Here is a 17,720-nt window from a genome sequence, read left to right on the forward strand (position 1 = left end):
CGGCCGGCCCGGCGCCGTTTCGCCCTGGCGCCGCGACACCGGTGAGGCGGGGAGGCCATGGCGCGCGTCTTTCTTTTCGTTCTCGATTCCGTCGGCATCGGCGGCGCCCCGGATGCGGCGGCCTATGGCGATGCCGGCGCCGACACGATCGGCCACATCGCCGAGGCCTGCACCGCCGGCGCCGCCGACCGCGACGGCCTGCGTGAAGGCCCGCTCACCCTGCCGCACCTGACCCGCCTCGGCCTCGTCGAGGCCGCCCGGCTTGCGACCGGCAGCGCGCCGGCCGGAATGCCAGCGCCGGCCGGGATCATCGGCCTCCACGGCGCGGCGAGCGAGGTGTCGCGCGGCAAGGACACGCCCTCCGGCCACTGGGAGATCGCCGGCACGCCGGTGATGTTCGACTGGGGCTATTTTCCGCAAGGGGAGGAGGCGTTCTCCGCCGATCTCATCGAGCGGATCTGTCGGGAGGCCGGTCTTCCCGGCATCCTCGGCAACAGCCACGCCTCCGGCACCGAAATCATCGTCCGCCACGGCGCCGAGCATATCAGGACCGGCAGGCCCATCTGCTATACCTCGCAGGACTCCGTCTTCCAGATCGCCGCCCACGAGGAGAGTTTTGGCCTCGACCGGCTCTACGCCGTCTGTGCCGTCGTGCGCCGCATCCTCGATGCGGAGACCATCGGCCGGGTCATCGCCCGACCGTTTACCGGCGCGACGCCGGAAACCTTCGTGCGCACCGGCAACCGGCGCGACTATTGCGTCCCGCCGCCGGAACCGACCCTGCTCGATCGTCTGACGGCGGCCGGACGGACCGTGCATGCGATCGGCAAGATCGCCGACATCTTCGCCCATCAGGGCATCGGTACCGCGACCAAGGCCAATGGCAACGCGGCGGTGTTCGACGCCTGCCTTTCCGCGCTCGACACCGCTGAAGACGGCGACCTCGTCTTCGCCAATTTCGTCGATTTCGACATGCTCTACGGCCATCGCCGCGATGTCGCGGGATATGCCGCCGCACTCGAGGCCTTCGACCGGCGCCTGCCGGAGTTTCTCGGGCGCCTTGCCGCCGGCGACCTCCTGATCGTCACCGCCGACCATGGCTGCGACCCGACCTGGCGCGGCACGGACCACACCCGCGAGCGCGTGCCGGTGCTCGCCTTCGGACCCGGGCTCGCACCGCGTTCACTCGGCATAGCTCCGACCTTCGCCGATATCGGCGAGACCGCCGCCGCCCATCTCGGCATCGCCGCCGGCCGCCACGGCAGGAGCCTGTTCGGATGAGACCCAAGGCGGAGCTGCACTGCCATATCGAAGGCGCCGTCGCGCCGGAACTTGCCCGCGCGCAGGCCGAAAAATACGGTGTCGACCTCACCGGCGTCCTCGACGGCGAGGGCTATGTCTGGCGCGACTTCACCGGGTTCCTCGCCTGCTACGACCGTGTCGCCGGCCTCTTTCGCAGCGAGGAGGACTATGCGCTGCTCGCCGAGACCTACCTGACCGGGCTTGCCGAGGCGGGCGCGATCTACAGCGAGATCATCGTCTCGCCGGATCACGGCGCGCGGGTCGGGCTCGGCCCTAACGCCTACCTCGCCGGGCTTGCCGCCGGTATCGGGGCGGCGCGCGACAGGACCGGCATCGAGGGACGCATGCTGGTCACCGGTATCCGCCATCTCGGCGCCGAGGCGGTCGTCGCGGCCGCGCGTTTCGCGGCGACCCGGCCGCATCCGCTGGTCACCGGCTTCAACCTCGCCGGCGAGGAGCGCTTCGGCCGCGTCGCCGACTATGCCCGCGCCTTCGACATCGCCCGCGACGCCGGCCTCGGCCTCACCATCCATGCCGGCGAGCTCTGCGGCGCGGCGAGCGTACGTGACGCGCTCGACCATGTCCGCCCCGCCCGCATCAGCCACGGCGTGCGTGCGATCGAGGATGCGGCGCTTGTCGAGCGCCTCGCCGACGAGGGCGTCGTGCTCGAATGCTGCCCGGGTTCCAACATCGCGCTTGGCGTCTTCCCGTCCTTTGCCGGACACCCGTTGCGCGCGCTGCACGATCGCGGCGTGAAGGTGACGCTGAATTCCGACGATCCGCCCTTCTTCCACACCTCGCTCGCCCGGGAATACGCGGTCGCCGCCGAGGAGATGGGTTTCTCGCGAGGTGACATCGACGGGATGACGCGCACGGCGATCGAGGCGGCCTTCGTCGAGCCGTCCGTCAAGGCGCGGCTCCTCTCCTCACTCTGATGGGGATGAGCGGCCGGCGGCCGGCTGCGGCCTTGCGGAGCGGGCGCGATCCGTGAAACAAATGCGCGATTTGCCAATCGCTCCAAGAAAGGCCTGGCCATGGATGGTGTCACCGTCATCAGTCATCCGCTCGTCCAGCACAAGCTGACGATCATGCGGAAGAAGGAAACCTCGACGGCGAGCTTCCGCCGGCTCCTGCGCGAGATCTCGACGCTGCTCTGCTACGAGGTGACGCGCGACCTCGAACTGACCACCGAGACGATCGAGACGCCGCTCCAGGAGATGCAGGCGCCGCTGCTCGAGGGCAAGAAACTGGTCTTCGCCTCGATCCTGCGGGCCGGCAACGGCCTTCTGGAGGGCATGCTGGAGCTCGTGCCTTCCGCCCGCGTCTCCCATGTCGGCGTCTATCGCGACCACGAGACGCTGCAGCCGGTCGAATATTACTTCAAGGCGCCCGAGAACCTCGCCGAGCGCCTCGTCATCGTCGTCGATCCGATGCTCGCCACCGGCAATTCCTCGATCGCCGCCATCGACAAGCTGAAGGAGCGCGGCGCGATGAACTTGCGCTTCCTCTGCCTGCTCGCCGCGCCGGAGGGGATCGCCAATTTCCGCGCCGCCCATCCGGACGTGCCCGTCTTCACCGCCTCGATCGACAGCCATCTGAACGAACTCGGCTACATCGTTCCGGGCCTCGGCGATGCCGGGGACCGGATGTACGGCACGAAGTAGACGTTTACCCCGGCTTAACCAACCTCTCGTCAGAGGGGCCGATGCAGCGAATGCGCGATGCGCCCTTCGCGCTCCGTTAGTGTTTTCGGTGTTCCTTTCCCTGACGTTTCGGAAGGGGAACATCCATGATCGGCCGCCTCCTGGTCTTCGTCGCCGGTATCGCGATCGCAGCGCTGTTCGTGCCGGACCTCGCCGCGCGGCTCGTCGCCAAGACGGACCGGCCGGCCGAAGTCGCGGCCGTCCGGGAGGCGGAGCCGGCCGCCGCCGGCGGTACGTTCCGGCTGCCGATGGACCCGAGCGGGCATTTCATCGGCAATTTCCGCCTGAACGGCCGCAGCGAGAGCGGCATGGTCGACACCGGCGCGAGCCTCGTCGCCCTCAACCTCTCGACCGCGCAGAGGATCGGCATTCCGCCGTCGCGGCTTTCCTTCGACGGGCGCGTCTCGACGGCGAACGGCCTCGTCGAGGCGGCACGCACGACGATCGACCGGATCGAGATCGGCGGCATCGCGCTCACCGGCGTCGAGGCCGTCGTCCTGCCGGACAGGGCTCTGTCCGGCACGCTGATCGGCATGAGCTTCCTCAGCCGCCTCGCCTCCTACAAGGTCGAGGGTCTGGCGCTCCACATGCGGCGCTAAGGTCCCGATCAGGGATCGATCCGCGCGATGACCAGCGGGCGCGGCGCCGGCGGCGCGTCGGCGATGGCGTAGAGGCCCGCGACACGTCTTGCGATCTCCGCGCCGGTCGCCCTGTCGGTCGCATGGACGAAGGCGATCGGATCGCCGCGCTCGACACGGCTTCCAAGCGGCAGAAGCCCCGCCAGGCCGACGCGGTGGTCGATCGCATCGCCGGGACGCAGGCGACCGCCCCTCAGGGCGATCACCGCCATGCCGATGGCCCGGGTGTCGACGCCGCCGAGGAAGCCCGCGCGTGTCGCCCCGACCGGCAGGACCACGGGAGCCTTCGCGAGATAGGCGTCGGGCCGCTCGGCGAGGTCGGCGGGGCCGCCGAGCATGTGCACCATTCTTGCGAAGCGCTCCAGCGCCGCGCCGCTTGCGAGCGCCCGCCGCGCCCGCGCCTCCGCCGCGTCACTGTTGCCGTCCATGCCCGATCGCAGCAGCATGTCGGCGGCAAGCCGCAGCACCAGCCGTTCCAGCCGGCTGCCCGCCCTGTCGCCCTTGAGCACGTCGAGCGCGACGCGGAGTTCCACCGCATTGCCGGCGGCGTCCGCGAGCGGTTCGTCCATGTCGGTGATCAGCGCCGAGGTCGGCAGGCCCGCCTCGTTGGCGACGCCGACGAGGGTGCGCGCCAGCGCTTCCGCCCCGGCCCGGTCCGGCAGGAAGGCGCCGTTGCCGACCTTGACGTCGAGCACGAGGGACTGCAGCCCGGCGGCGAGCTTCTTCGACAGGATCGAGGCGGTGATCAGCGGCACCGAATCGACCGTACCGGTCACGTCGCGGATGGCATACAGGCGGCGGTCGGCCGGTGCGAGATCGGCGGTCTGGCCGATGATCGCCAGCCCCGCCTGCCGCACCGTGCGCCGCAGCAGGCCGGCATCGGGCGCGATCGTGTAGCCTGGGATCGATTCGAGCTTGTCGAGCGTGCCGCCGGTATGGCCGAGGCCGCGACCGGAGATCATCGGCACGGCGAGGCCGCAGGCGGCGGCGACCGGTGCCAACATCAGCGAAACCGGATCGCCGACGCCGCCGGTCGAATGCTTGTCGGCGACGGGCCCGTCGAGGTCGCTCCAGTCGAGCGTCGCGCCGGACGCGCGCATCGCCAGCGTCAGCGCCACCGTCTCGTCGCGGTCCATGCCGTTGAGGCGGATCGCCATGGCAAGCGCGGCGATCTGGCCCTCGGAGAAGGAACCGTCGGTCAGGCCGCGGACGAAGGCTTCGATCTCTTCCCCTGCCAGCGCATGCCCGTCGCGCTTGCGGCCGATGATTTCGCCGGGGATCATGGTCCGTGCGACGCCGCGACGGCGCCGGCGTCCCGTCCTTCTGCGAGCGTCAGGATGTCGGCGAGCAGGCCGGAGGCGCCGAAGCGGAACGTCGAGGGCATCACCCAGTCCGGCCCGTGGATCGTCGCCGCGAGAGCGAGGTAGAGGCGCGCGTCGGCGACGGTATCGACGCCGCCCGCCGGCTTGAAGCCGACATTGCGTCCGGTTTCGCGGATCGCCGTCAGCATGATGTCGGCCGCTTCCAGCGTCGCATGCACCGCCGCCTTGCCGGTCGAGGTTTTGATGAAATCGGCGCCGGCGCCGATCGACAGCAGCGAGGCGCGGCGGATCAGCGCCCGGTCGCGGATCTCGCCGGTCTCCAGGATCGCCTTCAGCCGGACCGGCGCCGGAGCGGCGGCGCGCACGGCGGCGACCATCTCCGTCACCGCCTGTTCATCGCCGGCAATCAGCGCCCGATAGGGAATGACGAGGTCGATCTCGTCGGCGCCCTCGGCGATCGCCCGCTCCGTCTCGGCGACGACGTCGGCGACGGCGGCCGTGCCGTGGGGGAAGTTGACGACGGTGGCGATCCGCACCGGGCTCGACGGTCCGAGCCGCGCGCGGGCGGCGGCGACGAAGCGCGGCCAGATGCAGATCGCGGCCGCCGTGCCGAAGCGGGTCTGCGCGGCGTCACAGAGCCGTTCCACCGCCTCATCCGTGCAGGTCTCCGTCAGATCGGTCAGATCGAGAAGCGACAGCGCGAAGAGCGCCGTCTGGCGTTTGGTGGCGTCGATCATGGTCCCTCCGTTGCGGCCCGCCCGGTCACAGCCCGGCCTTCAGCATCTCCTTAAGGATGGCGGCGAGACGGGCGCCGCCGACCGGCGCCATGTCCTTGGTCTCGTGATGGCTGAGTTCCGCCCCGGTCATCCCCGCCCCGTAATTGGTGATCACCGACGCGGCGGCGACCCTGAGCCCCCTATAGCGTGCGAGGAGAACTTCGGGAACGGTCGACATGCCGACGGCGTCGGCGCCGAGGAGGCGCGCCATGCGGATCTCGGCCGGCGTCTCGAAGCTCGGGCCGGAAAACCACATGTAGACGCCGGCGGACAGCGCGATGCCGGCGCGCGCCGCCGCCTGGCGCATCGCCTCGCCAAGGCCGGGATCATAGGCGCTCGTCATGCCGACGAAGCGTTCATCCCCCTCGATGCCGATCAGCGGGTTGGTGCCGGAAAAATTGATGTGGTCGCTGATCTGCATCACCGTGCCGGGGGCGATCTCCTCGCGCAGCGATCCGGCGGAATTGGTGAGCAGCAGGATCTCGACGCCGAGCGCCTCCAGCGCCTCGATCGGCACGCGCATCGCGCCCGCATCGCCGTGCTCGTAGTAATGGGCGCGGCCGGAAAGGACGACGACGGGCACGCCGGCGACCGTTCCGGCGACGAGCTCGCCGGCATGGCCGGAGACGCTGCTGCGCGGAAAGCCGGGGATCTCCGCATAGGGCAGGGTGACGGGGTCATCGATCGCCGCGACCAGCGACCCGAGGCCGGAGCCGAGCACCAGGGCGATCCGCGGACGCAGGTCGCCGAGACGCGCGGCGATCGTCGCGGCGGCGGTCATCCGATCACTTCCGTCTCGAAACTGTGGGGCAGGAGGTCGGAGAGCATCAGCGTCTTCTTGATGCCGGTCTCGTCGCAGAGATAGATCCGCGTGCTCGCCCCGGAGAATTCGGCGAGCCGCTGGCGGCAACCGCCGCAGGGCGGGCAGAGCGCGAGCTTCTCCGCGATGACGGCCACTTCGAGGATCTGCCGCTGCCCGGCCATCACCATGTGGCTGATCGCCGTGGTCTCCGCGCACCAGCCCTCGGGGAAGGACAGGTTCTCGATGTTGGCGCCGCTGTAGATCCGCCCGTCGCCGGCGCGGATCGCCGCGCCCACGGGGAACTTCGAATAGGGGGCATGGGCCTTCTCCATGGCGGCGTGCGCCGCCTGAAACAGCTCGTCATCCATCGGTTCAGCGTTCCTTCACATAGGGGATGCCGCCGGCCTTCGGCGGGATGGCCTTGCCGATGAAGCCGGCGAGCAGGATGACGGTGAGGATGTAGGGCAGCGCCTGCATCAGCTGCACCGGCACCTGGCCGATCAGCGGCAGCGGATTGCCCTGCAGCCGGATCGCCAGCGCATCGAGGAAGCCGAAGAGCAGGCAGGCGACGAGGATGTTCGCCGGCCGCCACTTGGCGAAGATCAGCGCCGCGAGCGCGATGTAGCCCTTGCCCGCCGTCATGCCCTTGACGAAGCCGGCGGTCATGGCGAGCGACAGGTAGGCGCCGGCGAAGCCGCAGAGGATGCCGGCGCAGATGACGGCCCGGTAGCGCAGCCAGATCACCGAAATGCCGGCGGTGTCGACCGCGCCCGGATTCTCGCCGACCGCCCTCAGCCGGAGACCGAAGCGCGTGCGATAGAGCACCCACCAGGAGAAGGGCACCATGGCGAAGGCGAGATAGGTCAGCAGGAAATGGCCCGACAGCAGGTTGGCATAGATCGGTCCGATGACGGGCACGCTTCCGATCGCTTCGGCAAAGGGCAGGTCGATGACCTGGAAGCGCGCCTCGGCGGGCAGAGAGGGCGTGCGGCCGCCCTGGCGAAACCAGGCCTCGCCGAGAATGACGGTCGAGCCGGCGACGACGAAGTTGATGGCGACGCCGGAGACGATCTGGCTGCCGCGCTGCGTGATCGAGGCATAGCCGTGCACCAGCGCGAGCAGCACCGAGATCAGGATGGCGGCGGCGAGCCCGGCGAAGACAGAGCCGGAGACGGCGGCCACGGCGCCGGCGGCGAAGGCGGCGCCGAGCATCTTGCCCTCGAGCCCGATGTCGAAGACGCCGGCGCGCTCGGTATAGAGGCCGGCGAGTGCGGCGAAGATCAGCGGCACGGAGACGCGGATGGTCGATTCGAGGAGCGCGATCAGGGTGTGGAACAGGTCCATGGCCTCAGGCTCCCTTCGTCTGCGTCACCGCGGCGCGGGCGGCGCCGGCGGCAAACAGCCGGCCGATCGCCGGGCGGAACATGTTTTCGAGCGCGCCGGCAAACAGGATGACGAGGCCCTGGATGATGACGATCATGTCGCGCGAGATCGCCGGCATCTCGAAGGCGATCTCGGCGCCGCCCTGGTAGAGCATGCCGAAGAGGACCGCCGCCGGGATGATGCCCGCCGGATGCGACCGGCCCATCAGCGCGACCGCGATGCCGACGAAGCCCGCCCCTTGCACGAAGTCGAGCTGCATGCGGAACTGCTCGCCCATGATCGGGTTCAGCGCCATCATGCCGGCGAGCCCGCCGGAGAGCATCATGGCGACGACCGTGATGCGCTGCTCGCGGATGCCGGCATAGCGGGCGGCGGACGGGCTGTGGCCGAGCGTGCGCATCTCGTAGCCGAGCCGGGTGCGCCAGATCAGCACCCAGACGCAAAAGGCCGCGGCGAGCGCCAGCAGGAAGGAGACGTTGAACGGCGCGTTGCCGACCTGAAGGCCGAAGAGGCCGAGCAGCCAGTCGAGCTTCGGCAGTTGCCCGCCGGCCTCGAAGGTGCGGGTCTGCGGCGCCATCGAGCCGAGCGGCTTCAGCACCCGCGTCAGGAGGTAGACCATCAGGCTGGAAGCGATGAAGTTGAACATGATCGTCGTGATGACGATGTGGCTGCCGCGCCTGGCCTGCAGCCAGCCCGGCAGGAAGGCCCAGAGCGCGCCGAAGAAGGCCGAGCCGAGGATCGCCAGCGGGAAGACGACGAACCAGGGCATGGTCCGGTCGAGCCAGAGGCAGGCGAGCGCCACGCCGATGCCGCCGATATAGGCCTGTCCCTCGCCGCCGATGTTGAAGAGGCCGGCGTGGAAGGCGACGGCGACGGCGAGCCCGGTGAAGATGAAGGTCGTGGCGTAATAGAGCGTGAAGCCGATATATTCGCCGCGGCCGAAGGCGCCGTTGACCATGTGATAGGCGGCGTTGAGCGGGTTCTCGCCGACGAGCAGCACGACGAGACCGGCGACGAGAAAGGCGACGGCGAGGTTGACGAGCGGGATCAGCCCGTATTCGGCCCAGCCGGGCAGCTTCGCGTAAGGGTTGCTCATCGCGCCGCCTCCGCCCGGTCCGCGACGCCGGCCATCAGCAGGCCGATCTCGCCTTCCGACGCATCCGGCAGCCGTTCGCCGACGACGCGGCCGGCGAACATCACGAGGATGCGGTCGGAGAGGGCGCGGATCTCGTCGAGCTCGACGGAGACGAGCAGCACCGCCTTGCCGGCGTCGCGCATCTCGATGATGCGCCGGTGGATGAATTCGATGGCGCCGACGTCGACGCCGCGGGTCGGCTGGCCGATGATCAGCACGTCCGGATCGCGCTCCATCTCGCGCGAAAGCACGATCTTCTGCTGGTTGCCGCCGGAGAAGTTGGCGGTCTTCAACCGCGGGTTCGGCGGGCGGATGTCGTATTTGCGGATATTGTCCTCGGCCTCGGCGCGGATCGCCTCGATGTTCATGAAACCGCCGCTGCCGTAGCGGGCGTCGTTATGATAGCCGAGGATGGCGTTCTCGCTCTCCTCGAACTTCAGCACGAGGCCGACATGATGGCGGTCCTCCGGGACATGGGCGAGGCCGCGGCGGCGCAGTTCCGCGGGATCGGCCGCGCCGGTGACGTCGACCGGCGTGCCGGCGAGCGTCACCGAGCCCTTGACCGCCTTGCGGATGCCGGAGATCGCCTCGAGGAGTTCCGACTGGCCGTTGCCGGCGACCCCGGCGATGCCGACGATCTCGCCTTCGCGCACCTCGAGGGAGACATCGTCGACCATGGTGACGCCGCGCCCGTCGCGCACCGTCAGTCCCTTGACCGAGAGCCTGACCGCGCCGGGCCGGGCCTCGCCCTTGTCGACGCGGAGCAGCACGCGGCGGCCGACCATCAGCTCGGCGAGCTCTTCGACGGAGGTCTCCGAGGTCCTGCGGGTCGCCACCATCTCGCCGCGCCGCATGACGGAAACGGCGTCGGTGACGGCCATGATCTCGCGCAGCTTGTGGGTGATGAGGATGACGGTCTTTCCCTCGGCCTTCAGCTGGCCGAGGATGCGGAAGAGATGGTCGGCCTCCGCCGGCGTCAGCACGCCGGTCGGCTCGTCGAGGATGAGGATGTCGGCGCGGCGGTAGAGGGCTTTGAGGATCTCGACGCGCTGCTGCAGGCCGACGGGAAGCTCCTCGATCAGCGCGTCGGGATCGACCTCCAGCGCATAATCCTTCTCCAGCCGCTTGAGTTCGACACGGGCCTTGGCGATGGAGCGGTTGAGGATCTGGCTGTCCTCGGCCCCGAGCATGACGTTTTCCAGCACGGTGAAGTTTTCGACCAGCATGAAATGCTGGTGCACCATGCCGATGCCGGCGGCGATCGCCGCGTTCGGGTCCTTGATGGCGACCGGCCTGCCGTCGACGAGGATCTCGCCGCGATCGGCCTGGTAGAAACCGTAGAGGATCGACATCAGCGTCGACTTGCCGGCGCCGTTCTCGCCGATGATGCCGTGGATCGTGCCCTTGCGGACCGAGAGGTTGATGTTCCTGTTGGCGTGGACGAGGCCGAAGCTCTTGTCGATGCCCTTCAGTTCGATGGCCAATGGCTCCATGCGGCGCTGCTGTCCCCTTGGGCTTTCGTCCGGGCTCACCCGTTTTCCCGCCGGATGTTCCCGCCCGCTTCCTGCCTTTTCGATAGGTCTAGCATCGTTTTCGGTGAAGGTAAGGGGGAAAATGCCGATATCGCGGACGGGGCGCCGTGCCGGCTCGGAGGCCAGCCGATCCGGCCGGCCGCGACCCGATCCCGCTTCTGCCGGACGGCGATAAATGATCTCGCATCAATCCATGGTCGTGATGCCATGTTTTCGCCATAGAATTATCTTGATTTTAAATGCCTAATTCGTAAAATAGAAACATATAATATTAATGGATGGAGATAGTAAAATGGCAAATATTAATGGCGATCCGGACAACAATCTTCTGAATGGAACGTCGAGAGCGGACCTCATCCAGGGATATCTCGGTAATGACGAAATATACGGCAACGGCGGCAATGATGTTACCTATGGCGGCGCCCGCAATCCCGAGGATCCGATCGAGCATGACGGCGATGATTATCTCGACGGCGGCGAGGGCAACGATACGCTGATCTCGTTTACCGGCAACGATATCCTTGTCGGGGGCGAAGGAAACGACACGTTCTACGGCGGCCAGGGCAGTGCGACGATCCTGACCGGGGCGGGCAACGATATCGTCAAGGTTGAGCGCTTTGCCGTCGAGAATGAATATTACTATGCCAATGACGACGAAGTCGTCGACTTCTCGCGCGGGAGCGACAAGCTCGACGTCTCCGCATTGAACATCTCGTCCTTCGACACGGTCCGCTATCTGCTCGGCAAGGATGCCGACGATGATGCGGTCATCGCCTTTTCCCAAGCGGGTTTCCGCGAGACGGTCACCTTGACGGGCCTCGCCCCCTTCAGCCTGACGGCTGCGGATTTCCTGTTCTCGACGGACGCGACCAACGACGTGATCGAGGGAACTGCCTCTGTCGACGATCTCTTCGGCGGGCTCGGCAACGACCAGATCACCGGCCTTGAGGATTCCGACCGGCTGTTCGGCGAGCAGGGCAACGACACGCTGATCGGCGACGCGGAGGACGACGATGCCTCCGGCTATGGCAATGATCTTCTCGTCGGCGGCGCCGGCAACGACAGGCTCTACGGCAATGGCGGCGCCGACCGGCTGCTCGGCGGCGTCGGCGACGACCTCATCGACGGCGGCGGCGACTATGACCGGATCGCGACCGGCGCCGGCAGCGACACCGTCGTCTATGCGCCGCATGACGCGGGTGAAGTCGACACGGTGACGGATTTCAACGTCGCGACGGACAAGATCGACCTGCGCGCTTTCAATATCTCCTCCTTCGAGACGGTGAAGGACCTCCTGTCGATCGGCCCGGGCGGCAGCACGCAGATCCGGATCTCCTTCGACGGGATCTCGACCGAAGTCGTGCTGCAGCGCACCGACCGCAGCCAGCTCACCGCGGCGAATTTTGTCTTCGACCTGGTGGCCCAGACCGATCGCCTGGTCGGCTCGGAGTATGACGACGACATGTTCGGCGCGCTCGGCAATGACGGCTTGAGCGGCGGCAACGGCAACGACCGGCTCTATGGCGAGGACGGCGACGACGTGCTGTCCGGCGCGACGGGGACCAGCGAGGCCGACAAGTCGCTCTATGACGGCGACGACACGCTGTCCGGCGGCGTCGGCAATGACAGGCTCTACGGCGGCGGCGGCCAGGACGTCCTGCGCGGCGGTGCCGGAGACGACCAGCTCTTCGGCCAGAACGGCAACGACACCCTGTTCGGCGGCGCGGGCGACGACATTTTCGTCATTCGCAAACTGTCCGAGGCGGAAATCGATACCGTCTATGATTTCGAGGCGCCAAGCGTCGACGAGGAGGGCGTCGCCCATGGCGACAAGGTCGATCTTTCGGCCTTCGGTGTCGGTTCCGCCGAGACGCTCGCGGATATCCTCTCGGTCGATTCCGACGGCAACGCGACGGTCGACATCACCTATAACGGGATAAGGCAGCAGCTCGTCCTGCTCGGCTTCGCGCCGGACGAACTCGACCCCGCCTCGTTCAAGTTCTCCACCTCGACGGCCGCCTCCTCGCTGGTCGGCACGGTGAACCGGGACGACATTTTCGGTGGCGCGGGCAATGACAAGATCCGTGGCGGCGAGGAAGGGGACCGTCTCTTCGGCGAGGACGGCAACGATACGCTCTATGGTGGCGCGACGACCTCGGCGGGATCGGAAACCTTTGGCGGCAACGACCTCCTGTTCGGCGGCGCAGGCGACGACATCCTGCTCGGCGGCGGTCAGAACGACGTGCTGAAAGGCGGGATCGGTGCGGATCAGCTGTTCGGCGGGCTCGGCGACGACACGCTGATCGGTGGCGAAGGCGCCGACGCCTTCATCTTCGACCGTGCGACGGCGACCGGCTACTCGGTCGACAAGATCGTCGACTGGCATCCGGAGGACGGAGATGTCATCGACCTGTCCCGGATCGATGCCATCGCCTCGTCGCGGTCCGTCAACGACGCGTTCAAATTCATTGAAGGCGCGAACTTCACCAAGGCTGGCCAGCTCCGGGCTTACTATTCCGGCGTCTACACCGTTCTGGAAGGCAATGTCGACAGCGATCCCTATGCCGAGTTCGCCATCAAGATCGTCGGCCGCCCGCTGATCGAGATCGAGAACCTCCTTCTCTGAGGCCTGTCCTCCGCCGGTCGGAGCCACGGGTTCCGACCGGCGGGAATGGCCTGTCTCTTTCAGGCGGACACCCGCCGGATCAAGGCGGATCGGCCCCCTCCCGGGGGCTGTTTGCCTTGACGAACGAGCCGACCAGAAGGGCGAGCATGTCCCCGAGGTCCGCCTCGTCGACGGCGGCGAAGCGATGCTGCAGGCCGAGCGAGACGATGCCGTGCACGGCGGAGAAAAGGCCGCGGGCTATCGACGAGATCCGGGCCTCGCTGACGCCCGGCATGGCTGTGCGCAAGGGGACGATCACGGTCGCGAACAAAAGCGCCTGTTCGCGATAATGCCAGTCGGGCACGGTCTTTCCTTCGGGAAGGCGGTGGTCGAAGAGGGCTGCCCAGGCGTGCGGATGGCGCATGGCGAAATCGAGATAGGCGTGGGCAAAGGCGATCATCTGCCGCTCGGGCGTGTCGCCGGCATGCCGGGCCGCGGCGGCGGCGAGATCGGCGCCGAGACTGCGCAGCGTCGCCGAATTGACGGTGAGGACCAGGTCGTCGAGATCGGTGAAGACATTGTAGATCGCGCCGAGCGCGCAGCCGACGTCGGCGGCGACGTCGCGCGCGCGAAGCTGCGCCAGGCCGCCCGAGTGGATCCGCGCGGTTGCGGCCGCCAGAACGTCGTCCTTCAGCTTGCGGCGCTTCTCGTCGCGCTTTCCCGTCATTTTTCCCGATCCTCTCCGCGCCCCGGCATCGCATTGGTGAAATAGTTCTTGAACATCGTTCATTCTTATGCGATGGTCAACAATGAACAATGTTCATATTCTGCGGGTGTGAAGCCGCGCGCCCCGCGCTACATCTCGCCCCGGGGCCGATGGCGTCGTGAAGGACGTAGCGGCCCGACCTTGCCCGACGGCCTTTAAGGGAGCCAAAGATGACGGACCGACTGATCACCGCGCGGCGTTTCGCGCCGCTGTTCTGGACGCAGTTCCTCTCCGCCTTCAACGACAATTTTCTGAAGAACATCCTCGTCTTCCTGATCCTGTTCACCATGGCCTCGACGCAGGCCGCAACCATGGTGACGGTGGCGGGCGTCGTCTTCATCCTGCCCTTCCTGCTGCTCTCCGCGCTCGGCGGCGAGCTGGCCGACAAATACGACAAGGCCCTCATCGCCCGGCGGCTGAAATTCGCCGAGATCGGCGCTTCCGTTTTCGCCGTCGCCGGCCTGGCGTTGCATTCGGTCACCCTGCTGATGGTCGCGCTCTTCGTCTTCGGCGTGATCTCGGCCCTGTTCGGGCCGATCAAATACGGCATCCTTCCCGACCATCTCGAGCGCAGCGAACTGCCGAAGGCCAATGCCTGGATCGAGGCGGCGACCTTCGTCGCCATCCTCGGCGGCACCATCGTCGGCGGCGTCGCCTCCACCGGCGGGATCGAGGTGGCCGTGATCGGGCCGGTGATGGTCGGGCTCGCGGTTCTGTGCTGGCTTGCAAGCCGGATGATCCCGTCGACGCGCGGCGTCGCTCCCGATCTTGCCATCGACCGCAATGTCGTCCGCTCGACGCTGCGCCTGCTGGCGGCGACGCGGTCGGACGGCCGCGTCTTCCGCGCCGGGCTGATGGTCTCCTGGTTCTGGCTCGTCGGCGCCGTCGTGCTGTCGCTGTTGCCGCCGATGGTGAAGAACGTGCTCGGCGGCGGCGAGATCGCCGTCACCGCCTATCTCGCCGTCTTCGCCGTCGCGGTCGCGGCCGGCTCGGCGATCGCCGCCTGGATGTCGGCGGGCCGCATCGTGCTCCTGCCGGCCCCGGTCGGCGCGGCCCTCGTCGCGCTCTTCAGCCTCGACCTCGCCTATACGACGGCGGGCCTGCAGGCGTCCGGGACGGTCGAATCGCTGCGTGCCTTCTTCTCAGGTCCCGGCACGGTCCGGGCGGCGATCGACCTCGCGGGGCTGGCGATCGCCGGCGCCTTCATCGTCGTGCCCACCTTCGCCGCCGTCCAGGCCTGGGCGAAGGAGGAGGAGCGTGCCCGCACCGTCGCCTCCGTCAATGTGCTCTCGGCCGCCTTCATGGCGGCGGGCGGCGCCGGCCTCGCGCTCTTGCAGGCGCTCGGCCTCGGCCTTTCGACGATCCTCGTCATCCTGGCCCTTCTGAATGCCGCCGCCGCCTGGTGGATGCTCGCCAACCTGCCGACCCATGCCTTCCGCGACGTCGTCTCGATCCTGTTCCGCGCCTTCCACCGGCTGGAGGTCGTCGGCTACGACAATCTGAAGGCGGCGGGCGACGCGCCGATCCTGGCGCTGAACCATGTGAGCTTCCTCGACGGCCCGCTCGCCGTGACGCTGACCGAGCGGGAGCCGGTCTTCGCCATCGACCGGACGATCGCCACGCGCTGGTGGGTGCGCCCCTTCATCCGCAACATGAAGGCGATGGCGCTCGATCCGGCAAAGCCGCTCGCCACCCGCGCGCTGATCAAGGCGGTCAACGACGGCAATCCGCTGGTCATCTTCCCCGAAGGCCGCATCACCGTCACCGGCAGCCTGATGAAGGTCTATGACGGCGCGGCGATGGTCGCCGACAAGACGAAGGCCATGGTCGTGCCGATCCGCATCGAGGGCCTGGAGCGCAGCTTCTTCTCCCGTCTGTCGGCGCTCCACACCCGCCGCAGCCTGTTTCCCAAGGTGACGGTGACGATCCTGCCGCCGCGCCGCCTGTCGCTGCCGGACGGCCTCGTCGGCCGCAAGCGCCGCATGGCCGCGGGCGCGGCGCTCTACGGCATCATGTCCGACCTCGTCTTCGACACCAGTCTTTCCGACCGCACCATCCCCGAAGCCGTCATCGCCATGGCGAAGATGCGCGGCATGCGGGCGCTGGCAACGGAAGATCCGCTGACCGGTGCGCTGACCGGCGGCCGGCTGCTCGCCGGCGCAGCGGTTCTCGCGAAGAAATTCCAGGGCCTGTTTCCGGACGAACGCAGCATCGGCGTCATGCTGCCGAACGCCAACGGCGCGGTCGCGACCCTTCTCGGCCTGATGTCGGCCGGCAAGGTCCCGGCGATGATGAACTTCACCGCCGGTGCCGCCAACCTCCGTTCCGCGGCGACGGCGGCCGAGCTGAAGACGATCCTCACCTCGCGCGCCTTCGTCGAGCAGGCCAAGCTCGGCCCCGTCGTCGAGGAGCTCGGCCGGACGCTGCGCATCGTCTATCTCGACGAACTGCGCGAGACGATCGGCCGGCTCGACAAGCTTCTCGGCTTCCTGACGAAGACGCGGCTGCGCGCCCGGCGCAGCGCCGACGATCCGGCGGTGATCCTCTTCACCTCCGGCTCCGAGGGCGCGCCGAAGGGCGTGGTGCTCACCCACCGCAACATCCTCGCCAATGCGGCGCAGGCCGCCGCCCGCATCGATTTCCATTCGGGCGACAAGGTGTTCAACGTGCTGCCCGTGTTCCATTCCTTCGGCCTGACGGCCGGCACGGTGCTGCCGCTCGTCTCCGGCGTTCCGGTCTATCTCTACCCCTCGCCGCTGCATTACCGCATCGTGCCGGAGCTGATCTACGGCTCCAACGCGACGATCATCTTCGGCACCGACACCTTCCTCAACGGCTATGCGCGCACGGCCCATCCCTACGACTTCCGCTCGATCCGCTACTGCTTCGCCGGCGCCGAGCCGGTGAAGGCCTCGACGCGCGAGATCTACATGAACAAGTTCGGCCTGCGCATCCTCGAGGGCTACGGCGTCACCGAGACGGCGCCCGTCATCGCCATCAACACGCCGATGTTCAACCAGCCGGGCAGCGTCGGCAGGCTGATGCCGGGCATGGACTACCGGCTCGAGCCGGTGCCGGGCGTCGAGGAGGGCGGCCGCCTCTTCGTGCGCGGGCCGAACGTCATGGCCGGCTATCTCCGGGCAGACAATCCTGGCGTCATCGACCCCCCGCCGGAGGGCTGGCACGACACCGGCGACATCGTCACGATCGATGCCGACGGCTTCATCCGCATCAAGGGCCGGGCCAAGCGCTTCGCCAAGATCGGCGGCGAGATGGTCTCGCTCGCGGCGATCGAAGCGCTGGCCGGCGAATTTTGGCCGGGCCATCTCTCCGTCGCCGCCACCCTGCCCGATCCCCGGAAGGGCGAGAAGCTGGTGCTTCTGACCGATGCCCCCGAGGCGAGCCGCGCCGCCTTTTCCGCCTTCGCCAAGTCGAGGGGAATGGCCGATCTCGCGATCCCCTCCGAGGTGACGGTCGGAACCGTCCCGGTGCTCGGCTCCGGCAAGGTGGATTTCGTCGCCGCGGCAAAGGCGGTCCGCGAGCGGGCCGCGCCTGAAGCGGCGGCCTGAGAACCGCCGGAAAGGCTTGCGCCGGCGTGCGTTCCCGCCTAAGAGCGCCTGACAAGACCTCCGGGTTGAGGATGACCGAGGGAGTTCCGTCGCCTTGCAAGGCGCCGACCGCGGGCGATGCTGAAGCGCATCGGCCACGATTGGCAACGAAGCGGGTAACGAAAAGCGTCGGACAGCCGGTCCTGCG

The 17,720-nt window shown here is 68.0% G+C and carries 14 protein-coding genes; 6 read left to right on the plus strand and 8 right to left on the minus strand.

Annotated elements, in window-relative coordinates; translation table 11 throughout:
- Window positions 1-57 precede the first annotated feature (57 nt).
- The 4 genes from ACEVQ6_RS16085 to ACEVQ6_RS16100 all read left to right on the plus strand — a co-directional run bounded on the left by ACEVQ6_RS16085 (window position 58) and on the right by ACEVQ6_RS16100 (window position 3,604).
- A complete protein-coding gene (locus ACEVQ6_RS16085) occupies window positions 58-1,281 on the plus strand; it encodes a phosphopentomutase (protein ID WP_374890041.1) in 1,224 nt (407 codons plus the stop codon).
- Complete coding sequence (locus ACEVQ6_RS16090) at window positions 1,278-2,237, plus strand: adenosine deaminase (RefSeq protein WP_374890042.1); 960 nt, start codon at window positions 1,278-1,280, stop codon at window positions 2,235-2,237. Before ACEVQ6_RS16085 ends, ACEVQ6_RS16090 begins: the two co-directional genes overlap by 4 nt.
- A gap of 99 nt (window positions 2,238-2,336) precedes the next feature.
- Window positions 2,337-2,966 carry a uracil phosphoribosyltransferase gene (gene upp / locus ACEVQ6_RS16095; protein ID WP_374890043.1) on the plus strand — a complete coding sequence of 210 codons (630 nt, stop codon included), beginning with the start codon at window positions 2,337-2,339 and terminating at the stop codon, window positions 2,964-2,966.
- A gap of 125 nt (window positions 2,967-3,091) precedes the next feature.
- Window positions 3,092-3,604 carry a retropepsin-like aspartic protease family protein gene (locus tag ACEVQ6_RS16100; protein ID WP_374890044.1) on the plus strand — a complete coding sequence of 171 codons (513 nt, stop codon included), beginning with the start codon at window positions 3,092-3,094 and terminating at the stop codon, window positions 3,602-3,604.
- Window positions 3,605-3,612: 8 nt separating this feature from the next.
- On the opposite strand, the gene deoA is transcribed toward ACEVQ6_RS16100, so the two are convergent.
- The 7 genes from deoA to ACEVQ6_RS16135 are packed head-to-tail and all read right to left on the minus strand — an operon-like array spanning window position 3,613 to window position 10,554.
- Window positions 3,613-4,926: a thymidine phosphorylase gene (gene deoA / locus ACEVQ6_RS16105; protein ID WP_374890045.1), complete on the minus strand. Its 1,314-nt coding sequence runs from the start codon at window positions 4,924-4,926 to the stop codon at window positions 3,613-3,615.
- Window positions 4,923-5,702 (minus strand): deoxyribose-phosphate aldolase, encoded by a 780-nt coding sequence (deoC, locus tag ACEVQ6_RS16110; RefSeq protein ID WP_374890046.1) that lies wholly within the window; start codon window positions 5,700-5,702, stop codon window positions 4,923-4,925. The genes deoA and deoC overlap by 4 nt, the downstream gene beginning before the upstream one ends.
- Before the next feature lie 25 nt (window positions 5,703-5,727).
- Complete coding sequence (locus ACEVQ6_RS16115; RefSeq protein WP_374890047.1) at window positions 5,728-6,522, minus strand: purine-nucleoside phosphorylase; 795 nt, start codon at window positions 6,520-6,522, stop codon at window positions 5,728-5,730.
- Window positions 6,519-6,911 carry a cytidine deaminase gene (locus ACEVQ6_RS16120; RefSeq protein WP_374890048.1) on the minus strand — a complete coding sequence of 131 codons (393 nt, stop codon included), beginning with the start codon at window positions 6,909-6,911 and terminating at the stop codon, window positions 6,519-6,521. Before ACEVQ6_RS16120 ends, ACEVQ6_RS16115 begins: the two co-directional genes overlap by 4 nt.
- Window positions 6,912-6,915: 4 nt before the next feature.
- A complete protein-coding gene (locus ACEVQ6_RS16125; RefSeq protein WP_374890049.1) occupies window positions 6,916-7,887 on the minus strand; it encodes an ABC transporter permease in 972 nt (323 codons plus the stop codon).
- Between the two features lie 4 nt (window positions 7,888-7,891).
- Window positions 7,892-9,022 carry an ABC transporter permease gene (locus ACEVQ6_RS16130; RefSeq protein WP_374890050.1) on the minus strand — a complete coding sequence of 377 codons (1,131 nt, stop codon included), beginning with the start codon at window positions 9,020-9,022 and terminating at the stop codon, window positions 7,892-7,894.
- Window positions 9,019-10,554, minus strand: a complete 1,536-nt coding sequence (locus ACEVQ6_RS16135) for an ABC transporter ATP-binding protein (RefSeq protein WP_374890051.1) — start codon at window positions 10,552-10,554, stop codon at window positions 9,019-9,021. Before ACEVQ6_RS16135 ends, ACEVQ6_RS16130 begins: the two co-directional genes overlap by 4 nt.
- Before the next feature lie 331 nt (window positions 10,555-10,885).
- Here ACEVQ6_RS16135 and ACEVQ6_RS16140 point away from each other — a divergent pair, with 331 nt between their 5' ends.
- Window positions 10,886-13,219: a calcium-binding protein gene (locus ACEVQ6_RS16140; protein ID WP_374890052.1), complete on the plus strand. Its 2,334-nt coding sequence runs from the start codon at window positions 10,886-10,888 to the stop codon at window positions 13,217-13,219.
- Between the two features lie 79 nt (window positions 13,220-13,298).
- Here ACEVQ6_RS16140 and ACEVQ6_RS16145 read toward each other — a convergent pair whose 3' ends face one another.
- Window positions 13,299-13,925, minus strand: coding sequence for a TetR/AcrR family transcriptional regulator (locus tag ACEVQ6_RS16145; protein WP_374890053.1), 627 nt, complete (start codon window positions 13,923-13,925; stop codon window positions 13,299-13,301).
- Window positions 13,926-14,134: 209 nt separating this feature from the next.
- Here ACEVQ6_RS16145 and ACEVQ6_RS16150 point away from each other — a divergent pair, with 209 nt between their 5' ends.
- Window positions 14,135-17,533: an acyl-[ACP]--phospholipid O-acyltransferase gene (locus ACEVQ6_RS16150; protein ID WP_374890054.1), complete on the plus strand. Its 3,399-nt coding sequence runs from the start codon at window positions 14,135-14,137 to the stop codon at window positions 17,531-17,533.
- Window positions 17,534-17,720 lie beyond the last annotated feature (187 nt).

Source organism: Ensifer soli (assembly GCF_041928815.1).
Classification (GTDB): Bacteria; Pseudomonadota; Alphaproteobacteria; order Rhizobiales; family Rhizobiaceae; genus JBHFEI01.

Bases quoted from the DNA above. Each gene is read 5' to 3' on its own strand.
- ACEVQ6_RS16085 (WP_374890041.1), top strand. From the start codon at position 58: ATGGCGCGCGTCTTTCTTTTCGTTCTCGATTCCGTCGGCATCGGCGGC.
- ACEVQ6_RS16090 (WP_374890042.1), top strand. From the start codon at position 1,278: ATGAGACCCAAGGCGGAGCTGCACTGCCATATCGAAGGCGCCGTCGCG.
- upp (WP_374890043.1), top strand. From the start codon at position 2,337: ATGGATGGTGTCACCGTCATCAGTCATCCGCTCGTCCAGCACAAGCTG.
- ACEVQ6_RS16100 (WP_374890044.1), top strand. From the start codon at position 3,092: ATGATCGGCCGCCTCCTGGTCTTCGTCGCCGGTATCGCGATCGCAGCG.
- deoA (WP_374890045.1), bottom strand. From the start codon at position 4,926: ATGATCCCCGGCGAAATCATCGGCCGCAAGCGCGACGGGCATGCGCTG.
- deoC (WP_374890046.1), bottom strand. From the start codon at position 5,702: ATGATCGACGCCACCAAACGCCAGACGGCGCTCTTCGCGCTGTCGCTT.
- ACEVQ6_RS16115 (WP_374890047.1), bottom strand. From the start codon at position 6,522: ATGACCGCCGCCGCGACGATCGCCGCGCGTCTCGGCGACCTGCGTCCG.
- ACEVQ6_RS16120 (WP_374890048.1), bottom strand. From the start codon at position 6,911: ATGGATGACGAGCTGTTTCAGGCGGCGCACGCCGCCATGGAGAAGGCC.
- ACEVQ6_RS16125 (WP_374890049.1), bottom strand. From the start codon at position 7,887: ATGGACCTGTTCCACACCCTGATCGCGCTCCTCGAATCGACCATCCGC.
- ACEVQ6_RS16130 (WP_374890050.1), bottom strand. From the start codon at position 9,022: ATGAGCAACCCTTACGCGAAGCTGCCCGGCTGGGCCGAATACGGGCTG.
- ACEVQ6_RS16135 (WP_374890051.1), bottom strand. From the start codon at position 10,554: ATGGAGCCATTGGCCATCGAACTGAAGGGCATCGACAAGAGCTTCGGC.
- ACEVQ6_RS16140 (WP_374890052.1), top strand. From the start codon at position 10,886: ATGGCAAATATTAATGGCGATCCGGACAACAATCTTCTGAATGGAACG.
- ACEVQ6_RS16145 (WP_374890053.1), bottom strand. From the start codon at position 13,925: ATGACGGGAAAGCGCGACGAGAAGCGCCGCAAGCTGAAGGACGACGTT.
- ACEVQ6_RS16150 (WP_374890054.1), top strand. From the start codon at position 14,135: ATGACGGACCGACTGATCACCGCGCGGCGTTTCGCGCCGCTGTTCTGG.